A 20,727-nucleotide genomic window follows, 5' to 3' on the forward strand; every position below is an offset into this window, starting at 1 on the left:
CTCTTACATTAATGAATATGGTTCAAAATCGACTTGTATCGTTAAATCATGTCGTTGAATATCATCATAATAATGTTCTTGTATTTTGCGAATAATTTCTCTTTGATTCGGTTCATCCTTATATTTTACCATGCACTGGTAGCGATATCTATTATTTATACGAACCATTGGTGAAGGAGTAGGACCTAAAATAGTAGCATGATCTGACAGATATTTATATAACAGCTTGCAAATTGTTTTGGTTACTTCCTGTGCCTTCCATTGATTTGGATGTGAAACTGTAATTAATGTCAAAAAATAATAAGGGGGATAATGAAAGCTTTTACGCATCTCCATTTCTTGCAAAAAGAACTGTTCATAATCATATTGACTAGCTAACTGTACACTGTAATGTTCAGGTGTATAAGTTTGAATAATTACTTCTCCAGGTAAAAGATGTCTCCCTGCTCGTCCACTAACTTGTGTCATCAGTTGGAATGTTTTTTCGGCAGACCTGAAATCCGGCAAATGCAACATCGCATCGACAGCTAAAACACCTACTAGTGTAACATTTTCAAAGTCTAGTCCTTTAGCAATCATTTGAGTACCTAATAAAATATTGGCTTGTCCATTTCCAAATTGCTCTAAAAGCTTTTTATGCGATCCCTTTCGTCTCGTTGTGTCAACATCCATTCGGATGACACTGGCCTCAGGAATATGTTCTTTTAAGGCTTCCTCGACTTTTTGCGTTCCTGTTCCAAAATAACGAATGGTATTACTTCCACATGTCTCACATTCTTTCACCATAGGTATCTGATGATCACAATAATGGCATTTTAATTGGTGAGAGCTTTTATGGAAGGTCAAGGCGATATCACAATTCGGACATTTCATCACATCTCCACATTCACGGCACATCACAAAGGTAGAATATCCTCTTCTGTTTAAAAATAAAACAACTTGCTGGTTCTGATCGATCCTTTCTTTTATCGCATCAAGTAATTTTCGTGAAAACATGGTGCGATTTCCTGCATATAATTCGTCACGCATATCGACAATATCGACAGGAGGCATCGCACCTTCATTCATTCGATCAGGCATTTCTAATAAGTGATAAACGCCTTTTTTTGCTCTAGCATACGATTCTAACATTGGTGTCGCACTCCCTAAGACTACAGGACAGTTATGATAAGCACCTCGCTTTTTAGCAACTTCTCGTGCGTGATATCGTGGTTGTTCATCTTGCTTATAACTGGTTTCATGTTCTTCATCAATGATGATAATACCAATATTCTCAAATGGCGCAAAGATTGCCGATCTTGCTCCTACAACAACTTTCACTTCTTGTTTATGAATCTTTGTCCACTCATCAAATTTCTCTCCTGGTGATAATGCACTATGTAAAACCGCCACTTCCGACCCAAATCTGCCTTTAAAACGTTGCACCATCTGTGGTGTAAGTGCAATTTCAGGAACCAATACAATGGCCTCTTTCCCTTGATTTAACACTTTTGCGATCGCTTGTAAATACACTTCTGTTTTACCGCTACCTGTTACACCATGTAATAGAAAGACTTGATCTCGTTTCTCTTCAATTGCTTGCCAAATTGGTTCGATCGCTTGTTGTTGTTGCTTACTTAATGGTAATGGTTGTGTTCTTTCAAATTCGTTACCTTGATAGGGATCGCGATAAACCTTTTTTTCTATTTTCTTTAAGAGCTTCTTCTCGACTAATTGATTAATAGTAGCTGTCGTCGTTTTGAAATTAGTTAAAAGTTCTTTTTGTTCGATCGGATCAGGATGTTGAATAAAATAATCAATGATTTGTTTTTGTTTTTTCGCCCGGTTCGATATATCTTCTAATGCTTCCTCTAATAAGTATGTCTCTTTATCCGGTGCAATAAACAATTTTGTTTTCTTCGTTTCTTTAGATTTAACGATATAATTGATTTGAACATGTCCGTTGCGTACCTCTTTTAATAATAGATTATAATTACCATTTCTTTCGATAAATTCATCGTAATCAATAACAGCTCTTCCTGCAAAAAGCTTTTGTAATTCATCTGGTAATTCGTAATCTGTTAATGCCTCAATTTCCTTCTTGTATTTTGCCTTTAATATCTGCGGTAACATCGCCTGATATGTTTGGATATAAAAGCTAACCGTTTGCTCGCTAATCCATTTACCTAGTTGCAATAACTCCTCTGTTAAGACCGGTGTAAGATCCATCACTTCATCAATAGATTTGAGTTTATCAAAATCAGAGTGATCAACAACGTCTAATACAAACCCCATTATTTTTCTTGGCCCAAATGGAAGTGATACACGCATACCTTTTTGCACGAGATTCTCTAGCTTTTCTGGTATCAAATAATCAAACGTATGATTTGTCTGGTTTGAGGGGACATCCACAATAACTTTTGCTACTCGCATACTTAAACCTTCCTTAGTTCAGAATCTATTAGTTGAATAATCTGTTTGGCAATGTTCTTTTTGCTGTCCTGTTCAATTGCCTGTTCTTTCCCATCTCTCGTCATAAATAAAACTTCATTTCGATCAGAAGCAAACCCGATATCTTTACGGCTAATATCATTGAGTACAATGGCATCTAGATTTTTATTCTCAAGCTTTTTCCTTCCGTACCTCACAATATCTTGTGTTTCTGCAGCAAATCCAACTATAAATTGCTTTGTTTTGTGTTGTCCAAGATACTGTAGAATATCCGTAGTCCTTTCCATTTCCAGCGTTAATGGTCCATCTTGCTTTTTCATCTTGTGTTCGTTTCTTAATGTTGGACGGTAATCTGCTACTGCAGCGGCCTTAATAATAATATCCATATTCTCATAGCGGCTTTTCACTTGTTCAAACATTTCATCCGCACTTGATACCTCAATCGTTGTGACGTTTACCGGAGGGGTTAATGTTGTTGGTCCTGTTATTAAAATGACTTCCGCCCCGTTTTCCATAGCTACTTGTGCTAGTGCATATCCCATTTTTCCAGAAGAGTAATTGGTAAAAAAACGAACCGGATCTAAAGCTTCTCGAGTCGGACCCGCTGTAATTAATACTTTCTTCCCCATCCAGTTATTTGTTCGATTTGTTTCCATTTCCAATAGTTCGACGATGTTTTCCGGTTCTTCCAATCGACCTTTTCCAATATAACCACACGCCAGATACCCATCACCTGGTTCGATAAAGCGGTAACCCCAATTCTCCAGTGTATGCAGATTCTGAATCACAGCTGGGTGCTGATACATATGAACATTCATGGCAGGTGCGACATAAACAGGTGCTTGTGTAGCTAAAAGAGTAGTAGTTAACATATCATCCGCAATCCCGTTTGCTATTTTGCCTAAGATATTTGCCGTAGCAGGAGCTAACAACACTAAATCAGCCCAATCTGCCAAATCGATATGTGCTATTTTTGCAGGATCTTTTTCATCAAATGTATCTGTATAAACCGGATTTCTTGATATCGCTTGAAAAGTAAGAGGTGTCACAAATTCAGTTGCATGTTCCGTCATTATTACTCTCACATCTGCCCCTGCCTGCGTTAATTTACTAGTTAATGCAACTGCTTTATAAACAGCAATGCCACCAGAAACTCCTAAAACCACTTTCTTTCCGTTTAACATATCGGTAACCCCTTTCCTGATATAGAAGAAACCCCCGCAAGCAGAAGCAATGCGAGGGGGGCTCTTCTATTCAACATCGATATTATTCATTGATCATTTTATACTCAGGATCTACTGTTAATTTCTCCTCTAAAATTTCCTCCAAAGCAAGCCCTACGAAAGTTGCTGCTCTAGGAGTTTCTACCTGGTGCATTTTCGTATCTTGAATTTGTCGTGCTCTTTTGGCAGCAAGTGTTACTAATGTGTATTTGGAATTAATTTTTGTTTGTAATTTATCAATCGATGGCTCCAAAATCATTTTTCATCTACCTCCAATAATGCTTTGTATTGTTTTGCCACTCTTTCGCGTTTACAATGTTCACTTTGTACAATTGCACGAACTTTTCTGACAGCTTCATTTATATTATCATTTACCACAACATAATCATATTTATCCATCATTTCAATTTCATTTCGTGCTTCTTTCAACCGGTTCATGATAAGGTCTTCTGTTTCCGTTCCACGGTCGATAATTCGATTTTTTAATTCTTCAAGACTAGGTGGTATTAAAAAGATAAAGACACCTTGCGGGAAGTTTTCTTTCACTTGTAATGCACCTTGAACTTCAATTTCAAGAAAGACATCATGGCCTTTCTCAATTGTATCTTCGACATATTGTTTTGGTGTGCCGTAATAGTTGCCAACATACTCGGCATATTCTAACATTTTTTTCTCATCTATCATTTGTTCAAACTGCTCACGTGTTCGATAAAAATAATCGACACCTTCTTGTTCTCCTTCACGCATCGCTCTTGTTGTCATAGAGATAGAATATTTTAAATTCGTATCTTGTTCAAATAACGCTTTTCGTACTGTTCCTTTTCCTACTCCAGATGGTCCAGATAGAATAAACAGTATTCCTTTCTCATCTATCAACATAGCTCCTCCTACTACTCTTCATTTATTTCGTCATGACTAATCACTCTTTGGCCGACAGTTTCTGGTTGAACAGCTGACAACACTACATGGTCACTATCTGTAATGATAACCGCTCTTGTTCTTCTGCCATATGTAGCGTCTACCAGTTTATTATTATCTCTTGCAACCGTAATAATACGTTTGATTGGAGCAGATTCTGGTGACACAATGGAAATAATTCTATTCGCAGACACCACGTTTCCAAAACCTATATTAATTAACTTCAAACTCATCTCGAGCTCCCCCTTAAATTGTAAAGAACAACTTATTCTACATTTTGTATTTGTTCTTTCATTTTTTCTGCTTCACCTTTTAAATAAACAATTTGCTCACTGATCCACACGTCATTTGACTTAGAACCTATTGTATTTAACTCTCTGTTTAATTCTTGAACAATAAAATCTAATTTTCTACCAATCGGATCAGTCTCCTCCATTATTTGCTGAAATTGCTTAATATGACTTTTTATTCTCGTTAACTCTTCAGAAATGTCGCCTTTTTCTGCAAGTAGTGCAACTTCCTGATAGAGTCTCGAATCTTCGGAAACAGGCGTATCTTCAAGATAACTGTTAATACGCTCAAGTATTCGCTCTTGATACTCTATTATAACAATTTTTCGTCTTTCACCCAACTGTTTTATATTATGAAGTATATTTTCTGTTCTCATCAAGAGATCTTTTCTTAACTCAGCTCCCTCGGTTGTTCGCATTTGATTAACTTTAGTGACCGCTGTTTCCAATGTTTTTTTTACATGTGTTTCTGTGTCAGAGTTTATTTCTTCCTTTTCTTCTATGTGAAATATATCAGGAAACTGACTAATCATTTCCACTGAAATTTCTCCGGCCAACTGGTATTTTGTTTGTAATTGTTTTACATGATCAACGTATTGATCCACTAAGTCCCAATCTGTCTTTAATTGTTTACGGTGTGTATAGGTACCAGAAATATGTATAGAAACGTTGATTTTTCCCCGTTTCATCTTATTTTGGATGATTTTTTTTAATTGATCTTCAATAGGCAATAAAAAATGAGGCATATGAAAAGTAATGTCGAGATAGCGATGGTTAACCGCTTTAATTTCTGCACTAATTTCTAAATGTTCATTCCGAAACTCTTCTCTGCCAAAACCAGTCATGCTTAACATATTTCATATCCCTTCCATTTACAGTATAAACACTAGTTTCTAACCATAATCATCATATCAAAAATTCTATTCAATAGACAAATAATTCTTTTACCTATGAAATTTGTGTTCAAAAAGTTGCCAAATAAGAAGCCAGAAGGTAAAGCGATGTAATTTCGAATAGCGAAACGTGTGCTTTTAAATACGTGAGCACAAAGAAAAGCTCCATAGAACTACATCGTACGCCGGAAAAGTGTTCTTTTTTCCAAGGTACGGAGAAACAAGAAAACAAAGAGATTCGCCGCTTATCATTTCGTGACTTTTTGAACAACTTCTATAAGAAATGGTATAATGAAAGAATGAGGTGATTGAAATGGTTTTTGATGGAATTGTTACACGTGCAATAACTCACGAACTTCATCAGGAAATGGCATCAGGGCGTGTATTAAAAATATATCAACCTACAGATACCGAATTATTATTTACAATTCGAAAGTTCGGTACCAATAAACAACTTTTAATTAGTGCTCATTCCAGCTATGCTAGGATCCATTTTACAACAGATACATACGAAAATCCTCCAGAACCTTCTATGTATTGTATGATGCTTCGCAAGTATTTAAATGGAAGCTTTATTGAATCGGTTGAGCAAATGGAAAACGAACGAATCATTCATATTCATTTTCAAACGAAAAATGAAATCGGAGACCAAAGCGTAAAAACATTGATAGTAGAACTGATGGGCAAACATAGTAATATCATTTTAGTTGATCAAGAACGTCAGGTAATACTTGAAAGTATTAAACATGTATCAAGTGCTCAAAATCGACACCGATCGATTTTACCTGGTAGTACGTATGTGCAACCACCTGATCAAGGTAAATACAATCCGTTAACCATTGACGGGGATACCTTTATTCGCAAATTGGATTTCAATGCAGGTAAACTTGATCAACAAATTGTCAATACCTATATGGGGGTTTCACCTGTTTTAGCTAAGGAAATAGTAGCGCAAGTAGGGATTGGAAAAACAGATGCATTTATAGACGTATTTACAAACATTCAACAACAAATACTAGAACATCAATATGAACCTTTTATATCGAGGAATAAAAAAGAAGGATTTTATGTTTTACCTTTATCGTTCAAAGATGGAGAGAAAGAGTATTTTAATTCTGTAAGCAGTATGTTAGATACGTTTTATTCCGGTAAGGCTGAACGTGACCGAGTAAAACAAAAAGCTGGTGATTTATTACGCTTTTTAACGAATGAACAAAAGAAAAACAAACGAAAGTTAGTGAAATTAGACAAAACATTGGAGCAAGCGAAAAATGCAGACCGCTACCAACGAGATGGAGAATTGTTAACAGCTCACATGCATTTAGTGAAGAAAGGCGATAAAGAAGTCACAGTAGTCGATTACTATGACCCAAATCAAGCAGAAAGAACGATTGCTTTAAACGAGAATAAAACACCAAGTGAAAATGCGCAAGCTCTATTCAAAAAGTATCATAAATTAAAAACGTCGAAACAGATGGTTGAAGAAGAGAAAAAGAAAACCTATCAAGAAATGGAATATTTAGACCAAGTGATCGAACAAATCGACACTGCTAGAGAGCAGGATATCGAGGAAATACGTGAGGAGTTACAGGAACAAGGATATTTAAAGAAGCGACAAACAAAAACAAAGCAAAAAAAGAAAACGAAAAAACCAGTTCCGGAAACCTTTTATGCTTCAGACGGAACCGAAATTTTGGTTGGAAAAAACAATAAACAAAATGAATATTTGACCAATCGTATAGCACGCAAGGATGAAGTCTGGTTGCATACAAAAGATATTCCCGGTTCACACGTTGTGATTCGTTCAACAGATCCTAATGAAGATACGTTACTGGAAGCAGCACAGTTGGCCGCTAATTTCAGTAAATCCAAACATTCTTCTTCTGTTCCGGTTGACTATACGTTAATCAGACATGTAAAGAAACCAAATGGTGCGAAACCAGGCTTTGTCACCTATGACAACCAAAAAACATTGTTTGTGACACCTGATCAAAGCTATTTGACAAAGTTAAAAACAAAACCATCAAGCTAAACGCTAGTCGGTCTATATGCACTCCCTTAGGGTGGGACAGAACTTAAAAATCTGTTCTCACTTAAGGGGGAGTTTTTATGTCCGATAATTTAAAATTTAGTCTATCAGTTTATAAACCTTGTAATTCATTGACCGTGATAAACTGATACTCTCTCTCGGATAATGTTTCTAAAATACCTTCGATGGCCTTAAGTTCTTGTCCTTTATCGTCATACATCGGATGCATCAAGATAATGGATCCCGGTTCAATATTTTCTACCACGTAATTAACTTTATCTTCAGCTTGAACATAAAAACTATCTGGTTCAAGATTCCACATAATCGTTTCGATGTTATTTTTATGTAAATACCATGGCAACGCGAGAAATTTCTTTCCGTTCGGTGGGCGAAAATCAATTTGTCCTTCATAACCAATACCTCTAATTAATTGGTCTGTTTTTTCAATTTCGTTTTTAATAAACGATGGCGATTTGAAAATCATTCGATTGTGAGAATAAGTATGATTCGCTACCTGGTGTCCAGCTTGCACGATAGCCTCAGCCTCTTCTGGGAAATCTTCTATATATTCCCCAATCAGAAAAAATGTCGCTTTTGCATTATATGTCTCTAACAACTCTAGAATCTCATGAACATTTTCAGTAGGACCGTCATCAAACGTCAATGCTACGACTTTTTCATTTGTTTCAACTTGGGCAGTTAAATCTCCAAATAATTGAAAGGTTCTAGACTTCATTAACTTATACCCACCAAATAATATGAATACGAAACAAATAACCATGATAGTAATTAAAACGATTGGTTTTCTCATAGCCAATACCTTCTCTTCATCATATTATCAATAACTTGAATAAACTGATACTCCATTAATATAACACAGAACATCAACTAGGTGTATGGACGATAGCAAGACTCTCATTCACAATATAGTAGAGTAATAAAAAAATAACAGCCTAAAAATCATATGATTAACAAGCTGTTTTTAATTCATTTTTATCTTCTTTTGCTTTATTGACATCGAACAACACTGAAGGGAATATTTTGAAATACCCTTAAAATATAGTTGTGGACTAGCTTTTACTTCCTTGTTTATTATCTCTCATCCTCCTATTCAACGGTAAGAAAGGAACTACTTGAAGGACAATGATCAAGGTCGATATTCAGTCTTTTCCACCACCCCAAGCAAATACATATGCCACCTATAAATTTGAACATACTGATCAAACTGTAATTAATACTCTATTAACTAAATTAATTCTAGAAAAGCGATTCATGAAACTATCTTTTGTTGGACTCAGAAAAATATGAAAAAAAGCAATTCCTCTTAACCCCATCACAAGTAGGAATTTAGAGGAATTGTTTTTAATTCTACTGTGATTAGAACGTAATCTTATCTACCTAAAAATTAACCACTCTACATATATTCATCGTAATTATCCTTTTTTCATACAAACGAGCATATACTTAGATTTGATGTGGTGTGTTATGACCTAACAACTCTTGGATATGCTCTAATGGTATGCCCTTAAGTTATATGCTTATGACCACAATTGACCAATTATGAGTAGATCAGCAATCAAAAACCACCAGTGAGTACCTGAACGGTTATTTTATTGTTGATTATTAGGATCCATTTTTCCTGCACCTCGTTGGATTCTCATTTCTAAAGGAGGTGTACCATGAATGTATGTTGGTCCTGGTTGCAATTTAGGTTTTTGTCCCATAGCTTTTGGATGTTGAATATATTCAAAATTAGCCTGACCATCAAGAGTTGGACCATTTGCCCATCTTCCTGTACTGCTTTCTTCTCCTTCAGAATAATTCATAAACGCATATGAAACTTCTTGTTTTTCATACTCTTGGTTAAATGTACTGGGAACTACAGAACCTTGAGATTGTTCTAACTCTTCAATCGCAGCCATCCATTGATTTTGATGCATTGTATCACGCGCAATTAGGAATGAAAGCATATCTCTAACTCCTGGGTCCGTTGTCATCTCATACAATCGAACTACTTGAAGTCGCCCTTGAGATTCTGCATTGAGATTCGCCCTAAAATCAGCTAGCAAGTTTCCACTGGCTATTGTATAACGAGCAGTCCAAGGATAACCTACACTATCATTAGGCTGTGCACCTAACCCATTAACAATTGCGTGTTGGGGGTTCATACCGCCTAGAACAGCTTCAACTGCTGGATCTTTAGCTACTTGTTCTTGATCATGAGCAGGCGCACCATCTAATAGTTGAGCAATCATTGTTGCAATCATTTCAACGTGTGCTATTTCTTCTGTTGCAATATCGAGAATCATATCTCGGTACTTACCTTCAGCACGACAATTCCATCCTTGAAATAAATATTGCATCATAACAGACATTTCACCATACTGTCCACCTAGGATTTCTTGTAATTTTTTCGCATATACTGGGTCTGGCTGACTTGGTTTGGCATCATATTGTAGCTCCTTAATATGATAAAACATTTTACTAACCTCTCCTTTTTGCTAGGTATAGTACTACTCAAGATTAGGTTTAGTAAAATATATCCTTTATATTAGATGAAATAAATTCCATTCATTAAGTTATAGGAAGGGCTTGACCATTCGAAATAACGATAAATATTCTAAAGAATCTGCTGATCCACACTATTAATAGGTTTATTTATTATTCTACTTATTTATAGTTGATTATCCATTCCGATGATTGAGTTATAACATAGCATTATTTTATATAGCGAAAGACAAGAGGTATTAAAGTTAAAGATTTAGAAAGGAAGTGCATATGATGACCATTATATTAGGACCAGTAATTATAAATAGTAATGAAGGTATACTATCAAGTAACATATTTATGGCTTCTCCAACATCAACAAGTAAAGTCGTTGCCGGTGCTGGAAGTTTTAACACAGGCGATTGGATAACAACCAATAATTTCTTTAATAGTTCTTCAACTGTTGATCCAGATACAATTGACTCGAACATTGATGATAAGATTTAAATTGAAATGTAATATTTAACTTAGGGGGTTCTAGAATGTCGGGTTCTTTCTTTAGATCAGTCACTATTAATAGTAATGAAGGATTTATTTTTAAAAATGCATTAAATGTAGCTCCACCTTCTACAAGTAAAGTAGTGACTGGATCAGGAAGCTTTAATACGGGTTTTTTTACTTTCAATAATAATGGAATTAATACGAGTAGTGCAATTGATCCTGATGCAGAAGATTCAAATATTATAGATCCGATAGAGAGGGATGTCGGCGAAATTTAAATAATGCTCTTTACAAGTGTACCTATTAGAAAAAACGCCTACAATAAAGTCTAATCAAGTACCACTCAAACATTAGCTATTACTTTTTAAATTCCAAGTGCACAGGCTGGTAATTATTCCGACGCAAATTATAGCTATAGTCGATAATAGCAAGGTTTCTATTGATATAAATATTCCACCTATCATTATAATTAAGGCATCCATCATAAAAATAATAACACCAACATTCAATCTAGTCATTCTAGAAAGCAGTTGTGCCAGTAAATCAGTTCCACCTGTACTTGTTCTAAAACGGAGGAGAATCCCTGTTCCAACTCCAATAAATACACCTCCAAGCATAGAACTAATTACAGAAGGCAATTGCAATAAAGGTTAAAAAAGAATGCTGTAATGGAGCAAGGTAATCGATGGCAAATGAAGAAACCAGCATTCCATGTAGACTGTTATAAAAGTAATCTTTTTGATGAATCCAGGCTAATATAAAAACAGGAACATTTAAGAAGATGATGACTAAGACAGCTTGTATGCCGACCAAGTATTTAATAATTAAACCTAAGCCAATCATTCCACCATCCAATAGTTTAAAAGGAATTAAGAAAAAATTTACACCAATCGCTAACAAGATGCTGTCAATTATTATCGTAAATATTTTTTAATTATAAACATATCGATCATCACCAAATCTCACTTGATTTCAGACATGTTTATTTATATGAAAGGAGTGCTTTTGTTTAGACTAAAAACTGTAACTATAAATACTCCATGTATGAAGACTAGTATTCATTTAATATTGGTATTTACATTGTACGAGTCTGTCACTTCCACAATATACCAGTTTTTATTGTTAAAACTGTGGCAAATTATCTAAGTTATTGCTTGGATCACCATCTGCATCACTACGCAAATGCTTATCGCCATCCCGTCCTTTAAATGTATTGACATGTTCAATCTCACCGTTATCTGCCATTTGTTGTGCTTGTTTATAATCAACAACTTGTCCAGAGGATAATTTCATTTTCACAATATCTCCATCTTCATTTTTTTGAACGGCTACAATTTGTTCAGCCATTATATCGCCTCCTTTATTTCCTATTATGGCTATTTATTAAAAATTTATTATAGTGCAATTGATCATTTAGTCATAAGAAGGGAAGTGTTTTAAATTTAACAAAGAATTTTCTTTTTTTAAGGCCTTTATTGAGAAACATGTTATGTCCTAGGTTATCATAATTCCCTGTTCCCATTATCATAGTTTAAAAAAGAGAGAATTACTCTATACCTAAGAGTAATTCTTAATTGGAAAACTGCTTCATGACATTCAGTAATTCTTCAATGGTTTCTTGTCCCTCACCTTGCTTGATCGCTTCACTGACACAATGTTTGATATGTCGTTCTGTGACTGAAAACCCTACATTTTTAAGTGCTGATTGAATGGCACTTATTTGAACTAATACCTCTACACAATATCGATCATCTTCTACCATTTTTTGTATTCCCCGAACCTGACCTTCTATACGTTTTAAACGGTTAATGACTTTTTGTTTCTCATCATTGCTTCTTGGCTTAATTGGTTGGTCGTGTAAAAATTCATCCACAAAAACACTTCCTCTCTTTGGACTTATGTCATATCCAACATGAATAATTATATTTTTTGCAAGCGAACTGATAAAGTAAAGCTATTATATCATATCAATGAATTACCAGTTATCGTTCAATCGCTAGTCAATATATAGTACACTCGGATTATTGTTGAATCCTTAGTTACCCATAATAACTCCATAGTTGTAGTTATCTATCTAGTTAATGAGATCGCCTCGTCGACTTACACAATTTTGCATTTAAAAAGTTATATATAAACTTAGCCCCTGTTAGGATTACCTTATTACAATGATTGAAACCTTTTATACATCCAGATCGTATATAAATTAGAGAGGAGCTTGAAAACATTATGAAGAAGAACCTACTACTAATTGCTTTTGTTTTTTCTATTTTTTTACTACCTCAACAAGTCTTGGCAGTCGATTTTTCCATTACAAACACAGAAATTAATGCATATTTACAGGAAGATGGTGATGTACAAGTTAAAGAGCAACACACCTATCAATTTGATAGTGACTTTAATGGAATCACCCGGACATTGATACCGAAAGAACAGACAGAAATAACAGACTTCCAAGCATTTGAAAATGACCGCTCTTTAGATGTTGAACAAGAAGAGAATCTTTTTAAAATTTATCGAAGTGGTTCAGAAGAGGAGATCCAAATTGACCTCTCATACACCATTACCAATGGAGTAGAACTATACACGGACTTGGGGCAATTTTACTGGCCTTTCTTTGACACCAGTAACGAATCCACGTATCAAAATATGGATATTTTTATTCATCCGCCTCAAGCAACTGAAGATGTGCTGACATTGGGGTATGATGAAGCTTATGAAACTTCGAGTATAGCTTCAGATGGGATTGTGCATTTTGCCATGGGTGAAGTTGAAAGCGGGACAAATGGTGACATCCGTGTAGCTTATAATGCTTCACTTTTCCCTGCGGCGGATCTTAAAGAAAACAAGACAATTCGCGAAGATATTCTAGCAGATAAAACTGAATTAAAGGCAAAACAAGAGGCATACGAGAATAGACAAGATCTATTAAGCCGTATCTCCCCTTATATTGTTAGTGGCTTATTTATTTATTTAATCGCGCTAGTTATGATCGGATGGAGAAAAAAGAACAGCAGAATAAGAGAAGTAGAACGTAGCTCCATGCAATCACTATACTTACCGAATCAAGGGTTGAGTTTACCAGCTACTATTCTTTATATAAGAAATATGTCAGTGAGTAGTGAATTGGTTTCGGCAGCATTATTAGATCTGGTTAGAAAAGGGTATGTTAAACGAGATGGCGAAAGTAAATTTGTTGTCGTAAGTTCGAACACAGACTTTCAGCATGAGAACATATTAATCGAATGGTTATTCCATAAAATAGGTGAAAAAGGTGCATTCTCCTTAGAAGATCTTGATGCCTATACAAAGAACAAAGATAACCATTCGACATACCACAGTGACTTTGGCAAATGGAGGGAAGCTGTAAAAGAAGAGGTAAAACAGAACCAGCTGTTTGAAAAGAAAAAAGGAGTTCGTTGGACAGCCGGTATTGTCAGTCTTTTAATCATTCCCTTTATTATCATGCTAGGTGTACATTCTCTTTTCATGTGGATGATTTTCTCTATCTTTCTAAGTATCTCCTTATTGCTATTCGCTATATTCTACCAACCTCAAACTATTCAAGGGGTTAGGATCAGACAACAATGCAAACATCTCAGCTCGAATTACGAGAAAATCAGTGAAAACGATTGGAATGACTCGATGAGTGATGAACAAATGAAAGCATATATTTATGCAATCGGTACAGGTAATAAGTCGATGCAGAAGAAATTCGAACACCTTAGTAAGAACTTGTCTCCAACCTCTACAGCTGATAGTAGCTTACAAACAAATGACTTAGTGATGTTTATGCTTATTGCGAGTGCAGTGACTAATCAATTTGACAATGCTGATTCGACGGTGTCCGCTACTACTAGTAATAGTGGAAGTATTCCTGGCGGAGGAACAGGAGTTGGTGGTGGCGGTGGCGGCTCAGGTGCCTTCTAATAATAACAGAGGTTTCGATCCTAAATTGAGTGATCGAAACCTTTTTATTAATTTAGTAATAACATCTCACGTTACTAAACATGAACCTCTCATCACTAAAGTGACGAGTTTCTAATGTATCAACTTCAACCGATGCTTAACATTAGTGGGCGGGACACGACGCCCTCTATCCCCTCGGCAAAATTGTTAGGCGTTTACTTTGGAAGGAACCTTCTTTTGGTCCCTGTCCGTGTCGTAAAACACGGTAATAATGGGCACGTTGCTTGTTAAAATATTGGTTGATACTTTTCACTGTTTGGCCCTTGATAATGACAGGTTGGGACCCTGTATTATTGACAATGGTTGCCAAACCATGAACACCGAGGTCTATACCCATGACATGTTGTTCTTCCAGCTCTACAAACTCTTGCTCTTCCTCTTTCTTGATCACCAATTCTATCGTATACTCGCCATAGCTCGGAATGATTCTTACTTGTTGTAATGGTCCCTTAAGACCTCATTTTCCGATATTCAGTCTTTCCTTCGTATGGGGAAACCTGACGTATTTGTCGTCCTTCACCTTACATACCTGATTGGAAAAGACACAAGCGATTCTTCCATTCTTCGGTGCATTCTTAGGGATTTTTGGTCTCTCGGTATATTGGTGAGGATGGACTAGATAATCTTTTACGCTGGCAAAATAAGCCTTCCAATTTTGATACACCAGTCGCATGACTTGTTGATTGACTTGACCAGGTAATCCTCATTCCACAAGCCCTCACCTTGTCTGAAAAAAGTTAAAGCCTTTGTATAATTTAGTAGGAATTAGAGAAAATAAAAGGTAAGTATCGTTGAAACTTTGTAGCAGTCCTCATACAAATAACAAAGTAACCATGGAGGTGTTTTACTTGAATCAGCCATACCGATGCCCTAAATGTAAAACAAACCGTTCACGTTTTAATGTAATTGAACAAGTTGTCAAACCAGTAAAATTAAACTCAGCTACTGGAGAAGTGATCAATAATTACGAGCAGGAACCGTTAGAAGCTTTTCACGTCGCCTACAACGGACCTGCTAGGAGAATACAATGCGGTGTATGTGGCTTAATTGAAGATGAAAACACCTTTATTAAGTATGCTCAAACAACATAAATAAATCATGGAGGATGAATAAAAATGACCAAAAATCGCAAAGGACCAAAACAGCAGGAACAACCTAATTTATCCCAAAACGTACAACAGCCCTACGGTGAACCATTAGCAGGATCGCATAAAGTAAAAAATAAAAACCATTCCCGACAAAAACATGATGCATCACATGACATGTGAGAATAGGATCATTACAAAGTACTGGAAGAGAACAGGAGTTGGTGGTAGTAGAGGATCAGGTGCTTTCTAACAGTAAGAAAGGTTTCGATTACTAACATATTGTGAACGAAACCTTTTTTAGGTTTCAATGTAAAACGAGAAGTGCATTTTGCTAGAACGGTTGGTAAAAAAACAAAAAGATCCTCGTTATCAATTATTAATATTATCTCTTACAAATTCATAGGTCAGCTCAATGACTCTATGGTTTCCAGCTTCTGAAAAACCATGACCTTCTCCTGGAAAGACTTCCATTCTAGCATAAGGATATAATCTTGCTGCTCTCTCCCCATATTCAAGTGCTACTACATCATCCTCATCTCCATGAAAAATGAAAACATTTTTATCGAATTTGCCAATATGGTCGAACACATTATATTGATGAATCGATTCAAAAAATATTCTACCTAATCTAACGCCCCATACCTCATGTATATCAGGAATGCTCTCCAGTGTCGGAAACCTCTTATTCCAATCATCAGCAATACACAGTGCCGGAAATAGCAAAAGGAGACCTCTAATTTCCTCTACATATTCATCGGCCACTAAAGCGGATACTAATCCCCCTTGGCTTCCTCCGAATAGAAAGATATTTTCAGCATCGACATTCTCCCACTTTCTAATAGTTTCAACGATAGCACACAGGTCTTCTTTTTCTGTAAATATAGACATTTCATAACTCTTAAGATCACTCTTTGAATTGACGGAGCCACCACAAAAATCGAAGCAAATTGCACCTATTTCATTTTGAGCTAAATAGTCACTATTCATGGCAAAATCTTTATATGTTCCATTAAAACCATGACTAAAAATTACAACAGGACACTTTTTCTTATTATTAGGCATGTAAAAGATGCCATGAATTTCCCGCCCGTGATGTTTAATCTTTATCATTTCTTTGTGATAACTGCTCATATCGATACCCCCACCTTATGAAAATAGAGTTTACTATACTGATACATTCAAGTGTTTTTGTGCAAAATTTCAATATTTTCAGCTAAAAGAAATCGCCAACGTACTCGATCAATTACAAATATCAGTTGACATAGGTATTGTCGATAATAAGGCTTCAGCAAAAGTTGTGAGGTTATTTATGCTGAAAAATAGAACAAATACCGGACCTATTCCTGCTCCGCTTTCATTCTGTCAAAGAGACAATCACTGTGACCGTAACCGCCTCTTCAATAAGTAATTTTTCAACAATATCGTTGTGCTGGATAGTATATTGATCCATTTAACCAATGCTCTTAAAACTCACCCTCTAGTAGAAAAGGGGGTTATTTGTTCCCACTTTTCTACTTACTTTTCCACATGAATACCAATTTTGGCTCCATCAATCACTATAAACTTCATACCATCTTTTTTATTATATTCTAAACTTTTGATAAGAAGATTACTTTGCAAGAGATTTTTAAACTGTTCTATTATTTCTTTCATGGATGCATCCACATCAAAGACAAGGTTCACTCGTTGTTCTACAGGGAGGTTTAATTCCTTTCGGTATTGTTGAACTGCACGAATAAGTTCACGCGCTTTCCCTTCTTTACGTAAGTCATCTGTAATGGTTGTATTTAAGAAAACACTAAAAATTGAGTTAGAAGCCATCTCTACATCTTGATTTGTTTTTTGATGCACGATTAAATCATCTTTTTCTACTTGAATCTTTTCACCGTTTGGAGTATTAATTTCAACATAACCTTGTTCGACAACCTTTTTAGCATCTTCAGGAGTTAGAGATTGTAAAGTTTTTTGCACCACTCCCACCAGTTTGCCAAGTTTTGGACCTGCAGTTGGAAAATTTAACTTCAGTTCATATTGTACTGCATTACCGGAATGTTCTTGTAACTGAACGTTCTTTACATTTATTTCATCTTTAATGATATATAAGTATTTTTCAAGTGATTTTGTACTCTTTTTCGAACCAACTACAGTAAGCATAGATAGAGGTTGCTTTGTTTTAATATTTGTCATATTACGAGCGGAACGAGCAAGTTCTACCACTTGTAACACTCGATCCATTTCCATTTCTAACACTGGATCATCCTGTTCTTTATGTGCTTTAGGGAAATCAGAAAGGTGCACACTATTACCGGTTAAATTCAAATGAATATCTTCTGCGATAAATGGGGTAAAAGGGGCAATTAATCGGCTTACTCTGACTAATACGCTATACAATGTGTGGTAAGCTGATAACTTATCATGATTTAACCCCTCGCTCCAGAAACGTTCGCGCGATCTGCGTATATACCAATTACTAATTTGATCAATTAATATGGATAATTCTCTTGCTCCTGTTGTAAAATCATAACTATCTAAATATTCCATAACGTTTTGAGTTACAGTATTTAATCGAGATAGCACCCATTTATCTAGAAGAGACGGTTCACCTTGTTCATGTTTTTCAGGATCAAAACCATCTATTTCTGCATAAAGCGTGTAAAAGGAATGAACATTGTTCAATGTATCGACTAACTTAGATTTTGCTTGATTGACTATGTTTGCTGAAAAGCGTTTGTTATTCCAAGGTGCACTATCTGCAAGTAATGCCCAACGTAATGCGTCAGCACCATATTTTTCAACTAAATCCATCGGGTTGATGACATTCCCTTTACTTTTAGACATTTTACGACCGTTTTCATCTAATATGTGTCCCAGTGATAAAACACGTTTATAAGGGGCTTCTCCTGTAAAAAGAGAGGAAATCGTCAACAAGCTATAGAACCAACCTCTTGTTTGATCTACCCCTTCCGCAATTACGTCTGCGGGGAATTGCTTATGAAACAACTCTTTATTTTCAAATGGATAATGATATTGTGCAAATGGCATAGATCCACTGTCAAACCAAACATCAATCACTTCTTTAGTCCTTTTCATATTATTAGAACAAGAAGGACATTTCACTATTACTTTATCTACATATGGCTTGTGAAGTTCAAGATTTTCCTTGAATCCACTTTTAGCATGTTCCTTTAGATCTTGAATACTACTAGGTACATATTGATGATTACATTCGTCACAAATCCAAACATTCAATGGCGTTCCCCAGTAACGATTCCTTCCTAGATTCCAGTCAACCATATTTTCAAGAAACTTCCCAAAACGACCATTTTTCATATGATTCGGATACCATTGTACAATTTGATTGTTTTTTAGAATAGTCTCTTTCATTGCAGTTGTTTTGATAAACCAGCCTTCCATAGCATAGTAAATAAGTGGTGAATCACAACGCCAGCAATGAGGATAGCTATGTTCATACTTTTCTTTTGAAAATAGAAGGTTCTGGTCTGCTAGTAATTTGATAATTTTGACATCGCAATCCTTCGTAAATTCTCCAGCAAGTGGCGCTATTTCATCAGTATAGCACCCTCTTTCGTCTACAACGTTCACAAAATCTAGACCACTATCTTGAATAGCTTTGTAATCATCTTCACCATGAGCTGGGGCTAGATGAACAATACCTGTTCCACTTTCATCTGTTACAAAATTTGCAGAAATGACCTCATGACCACGTTCAACGGTTAAATAATTAAAAGGCGGCTGATAAGTTAACCCGACTAATTCGTGCCCCTTATGCTCACTAATTACATCATAATCATCCCCCAAAACATCTTCTACAAGTTCTTTAGCCAGGACATAAACCTCTTCATCTTGTTGCACTTTTACATACTCTAAATCCTCATGTACAGCAAGAGCTACATTGGATGGAAGTGTCCACGGTGTAGTAGTCCAACCTAAAAAGTACTCATGATCTTTCCCATCAATCTTGAATTTTGCTGTAACACTTAAATCTTTTACATCCTTATAATCTTGAGCTACCTCGTGGGAACTAAGAGATGTTTGACAACTAGGGCAATAGGGAGTAACTCGGTGTCCTCGATAAAGCAACCCTTTTTCGTGAACTTTAGAAAGAATATACCAAACACTTTCTATATACTCATTATTAAGTGTCACATAAGGATCATCCATGTCGACCCAATAACCAATTGCATCAGTAAACTTACGCCACTGCTTCTCATAATCAAAAACACTTTTTTTGCATTCATCAATAAACTTTTCTACACCATATTCCTCAATTTCTTGTTTACCAGAAACGCCGATTTTCTTTTCAACACCTAATTCTACAGGAAGACCATGGGTATCCCATCCTGCTTTTCGTATTACCTGATAACCACGCATCGTTTGATATCTTGCAATAAAATCTTTGATTACACGCCCTAAAACATGCCCAGCATGTGGAAGGCCATTGGCAGTTGGGGGGCCTTCATAAAATACAAATGATTTTTGTCCTTCACGATTTGTCACTGATTTTTGAAAAATATTATTCGCATCCCAATAGTCTTGAATTCGCTTTTCTCTTTCCATAGACATTTCGTTTACATTAACCTTTTGCATTTCATCACACCTTTACTATTTTTTTATAAGAAAAGCACAGAGCGCCCGCTTAAAAACGTAGCGTCTGGAGCTAATCAACTGAAATAAAGGAAAGAAATCACGGTGAGCTTTCGAACCGATGATTAACTTTCACCTAAAGACATAAGTGCGACTAAGCTTCTAGTCGTCTTCTTTATCGTAGCGTGATTCGTGAATTCGCCTAGTTTTTAGGCGCTTGCGTAGACAGCTGCGCAAATTTTATAGTTTCCTTTTATATAAGTAAGTATCCGCCGGTAGAACCGGCGGTTTTAATTT

The 20,727-nt window shown here is 35.8% G+C and carries 21 protein-coding genes; 6 read left to right on the forward strand and 15 right to left on the reverse strand.

Annotation, left to right across the window (positions count from 1 at the left end):
* Positions 1-3 precede the first annotated feature (3 nt).
* The 6 genes from priA to GH715_RS12055 form a co-directional block, all read right to left on the reverse strand.
* The gene (gene priA / locus GH715_RS12030) at positions 4-2,412 is read right to left on the reverse strand and encodes a primosomal protein N' (RefSeq protein WP_153836506.1); all 2,409 of its coding nucleotides are present in this window, start codon (positions 2,410-2,412) and stop codon (positions 4-6) included.
* A 2-nt stretch (positions 2,413-2,414) separates the two neighbouring features.
* Positions 2,415-3,614 carry a bifunctional phosphopantothenoylcysteine decarboxylase/phosphopantothenate--cysteine ligase CoaBC gene (coaBC, locus tag GH715_RS12035; protein WP_153836507.1) on the reverse strand — a complete coding sequence of 400 codons (1,200 nt, stop codon included), beginning with the start codon at positions 3,612-3,614 and terminating at the stop codon, positions 2,415-2,417.
* Between the two features lie 82 nt (positions 3,615-3,696).
* Positions 3,697-3,912, reverse strand: a complete 216-nt coding sequence (gene rpoZ, locus GH715_RS12040) for a DNA-directed RNA polymerase subunit omega (RefSeq protein WP_018932724.1) — start codon at positions 3,910-3,912, stop codon at positions 3,697-3,699.
* Positions 3,909-4,529 carry a guanylate kinase gene (gmk, locus tag GH715_RS12045; protein ID WP_026287317.1) on the reverse strand — a complete coding sequence of 207 codons (621 nt, stop codon included), beginning with the start codon at positions 4,527-4,529 and terminating at the stop codon, positions 3,909-3,911. Before gmk ends, rpoZ begins: the two co-directional genes overlap by 4 nt.
* A gap of 14 nt (positions 4,530-4,543) precedes the next feature.
* Positions 4,544-4,804 carry an extracellular matrix/biofilm regulator RemA gene (remA, locus tag GH715_RS12050; RefSeq protein ID WP_018932726.1) on the reverse strand — a complete coding sequence of 87 codons (261 nt, stop codon included), beginning with the start codon at positions 4,802-4,804 and terminating at the stop codon, positions 4,544-4,546.
* 32 nt (positions 4,805-4,836) lie between these two features.
* Positions 4,837-5,715: a YicC/YloC family endoribonuclease gene (locus GH715_RS12055; protein WP_153836508.1), complete on the reverse strand. Its 879-nt coding sequence runs from the start codon at positions 5,713-5,715 to the stop codon at positions 4,837-4,839.
* 352 nt (positions 5,716-6,067) lie between these two features.
* On the opposite strand from GH715_RS12055, the gene GH715_RS12060 reads away from it, so the two are divergent.
* Positions 6,068-7,786, forward strand: a complete 1,719-nt coding sequence (locus tag GH715_RS12060; protein WP_153836509.1) for an Rqc2 family fibronectin-binding protein — start codon at positions 6,068-6,070, stop codon at positions 7,784-7,786.
* Between the two features lie 109 nt (positions 7,787-7,895).
* Here the strand turns inward: GH715_RS12060 and GH715_RS12065 are convergent, their stop codons facing one another.
* A complete protein-coding gene (locus GH715_RS12065; protein ID WP_153836510.1) occupies positions 7,896-8,594 on the reverse strand; it encodes a polysaccharide deacetylase family protein in 699 nt (232 codons plus the stop codon).
* A gap of 799 nt (positions 8,595-9,393) precedes the next feature.
* Entirely contained in the window at positions 9,394-10,263 is an 870-nt protein-coding gene (locus GH715_RS12070) for a manganese catalase (protein ID WP_153836511.1), read from the reverse strand.
* Positions 10,264-10,564: 301 nt separating this feature from the next.
* On the opposite strand from GH715_RS12070, the gene GH715_RS12075 reads away from it, so the two are divergent.
* Positions 10,565-10,777 carry a spore germination protein gene (locus tag GH715_RS12075; protein ID WP_153836512.1) on the forward strand — a complete coding sequence of 71 codons (213 nt, stop codon included), beginning with the start codon at positions 10,565-10,567 and terminating at the stop codon, positions 10,775-10,777.
* A gap of 35 nt (positions 10,778-10,812) precedes the next feature.
* Positions 10,813-11,049: a spore germination protein gene (locus GH715_RS12080; RefSeq protein WP_153836513.1), complete on the forward strand. Its 237-nt coding sequence runs from the start codon at positions 10,813-10,815 to the stop codon at positions 11,047-11,049.
* 72 nt (positions 11,050-11,121) lie between these two features.
* On the opposite strand, the gene GH715_RS21885 is transcribed toward GH715_RS12080, so the two are convergent.
* The 4 genes from GH715_RS21885 to GH715_RS12095 all read right to left on the reverse strand — a co-directional run bounded on the left by GH715_RS21885 (position 11,122) and on the right by GH715_RS12095 (position 12,644).
* Complete coding sequence (locus GH715_RS21885; RefSeq protein ID WP_324186998.1) at positions 11,122-11,388, reverse strand: YitT family protein; 267 nt, start codon at positions 11,386-11,388, stop codon at positions 11,122-11,124.
* A gap of 4 nt (positions 11,389-11,392) precedes the next feature.
* Entirely contained in the window at positions 11,393-11,671 is a 279-nt protein-coding gene (locus tag GH715_RS21890; RefSeq protein ID WP_324186999.1) for a YitT family protein, read from the reverse strand.
* 222 nt (positions 11,672-11,893) lie between these two features.
* Complete coding sequence (locus GH715_RS12090) at positions 11,894-12,118, reverse strand: DUF3892 domain-containing protein (RefSeq protein ID WP_153836514.1); 225 nt, start codon at positions 12,116-12,118, stop codon at positions 11,894-11,896.
* A gap of 223 nt (positions 12,119-12,341) precedes the next feature.
* Positions 12,342-12,644: a metal-sensing transcriptional repressor gene (locus tag GH715_RS12095; protein ID WP_163578630.1), complete on the reverse strand. Its 303-nt coding sequence runs from the start codon at positions 12,642-12,644 to the stop codon at positions 12,342-12,344.
* A 353-nt stretch (positions 12,645-12,997) separates the two neighbouring features.
* Here GH715_RS12095 and GH715_RS12100 point away from each other — a divergent pair, with 353 nt between their 5' ends.
* On the forward strand, positions 12,998-14,698 hold the full coding sequence (locus GH715_RS12100) for a DUF2207 domain-containing protein (protein ID WP_153836515.1): 1,701 nt from the start codon (positions 12,998-13,000) through the stop codon (positions 14,696-14,698).
* Positions 14,699-14,864: 166 nt separating this feature from the next.
* Here GH715_RS12100 and GH715_RS12105 read toward each other — a convergent pair whose 3' ends face one another.
* Positions 14,865-15,128, reverse strand: a complete 264-nt coding sequence (locus GH715_RS12105) for a transposase (RefSeq protein ID WP_240469388.1) — start codon at positions 15,126-15,128, stop codon at positions 14,865-14,867.
* 457 nt (positions 15,129-15,585) lie between these two features.
* Between GH715_RS12105 and GH715_RS12110 the strand changes: the two genes are divergently transcribed.
* On the forward strand, positions 15,586-15,828 hold the full coding sequence (locus GH715_RS12110; RefSeq protein ID WP_153836517.1) for a DNA alkylation repair protein: 243 nt from the start codon (positions 15,586-15,588) through the stop codon (positions 15,826-15,828).
* 24 nt (positions 15,829-15,852) lie between these two features.
* On the forward strand, positions 15,853-16,005 hold the full coding sequence (locus GH715_RS12115) for a small acid-soluble spore protein P (protein ID WP_153836518.1): 153 nt from the start codon (positions 15,853-15,855) through the stop codon (positions 16,003-16,005).
* 189 nt (positions 16,006-16,194) lie between these two features.
* Here the strand turns inward: GH715_RS12115 and GH715_RS12120 are convergent, their stop codons facing one another.
* Both GH715_RS12120 and ileS read right to left on the reverse strand, forming a co-directional pair.
* Positions 16,195-16,935 (reverse strand): alpha/beta hydrolase family protein, encoded by a 741-nt coding sequence (locus tag GH715_RS12120; RefSeq protein WP_240469387.1) that lies wholly within the window; start codon positions 16,933-16,935, stop codon positions 16,195-16,197.
* 405 nt (positions 16,936-17,340) lie between these two features.
* Positions 17,341-20,409 carry an isoleucine--tRNA ligase gene (gene ileS / locus GH715_RS12125; protein ID WP_390308179.1) on the reverse strand — a complete coding sequence of 1,023 codons (3,069 nt, stop codon included), beginning with the start codon at positions 20,407-20,409 and terminating at the stop codon, positions 17,341-17,343.
* Positions 20,410-20,727: the final 318 nt, after the last annotated feature.

The sequence above is a fragment of the Gracilibacillus thailandensis genome (assembly GCF_010994055.1).
GTDB lineage: Bacteria > Bacillota > Bacilli > Bacillales > Amphibacillaceae > Gracilibacillus > Gracilibacillus lacisalsi.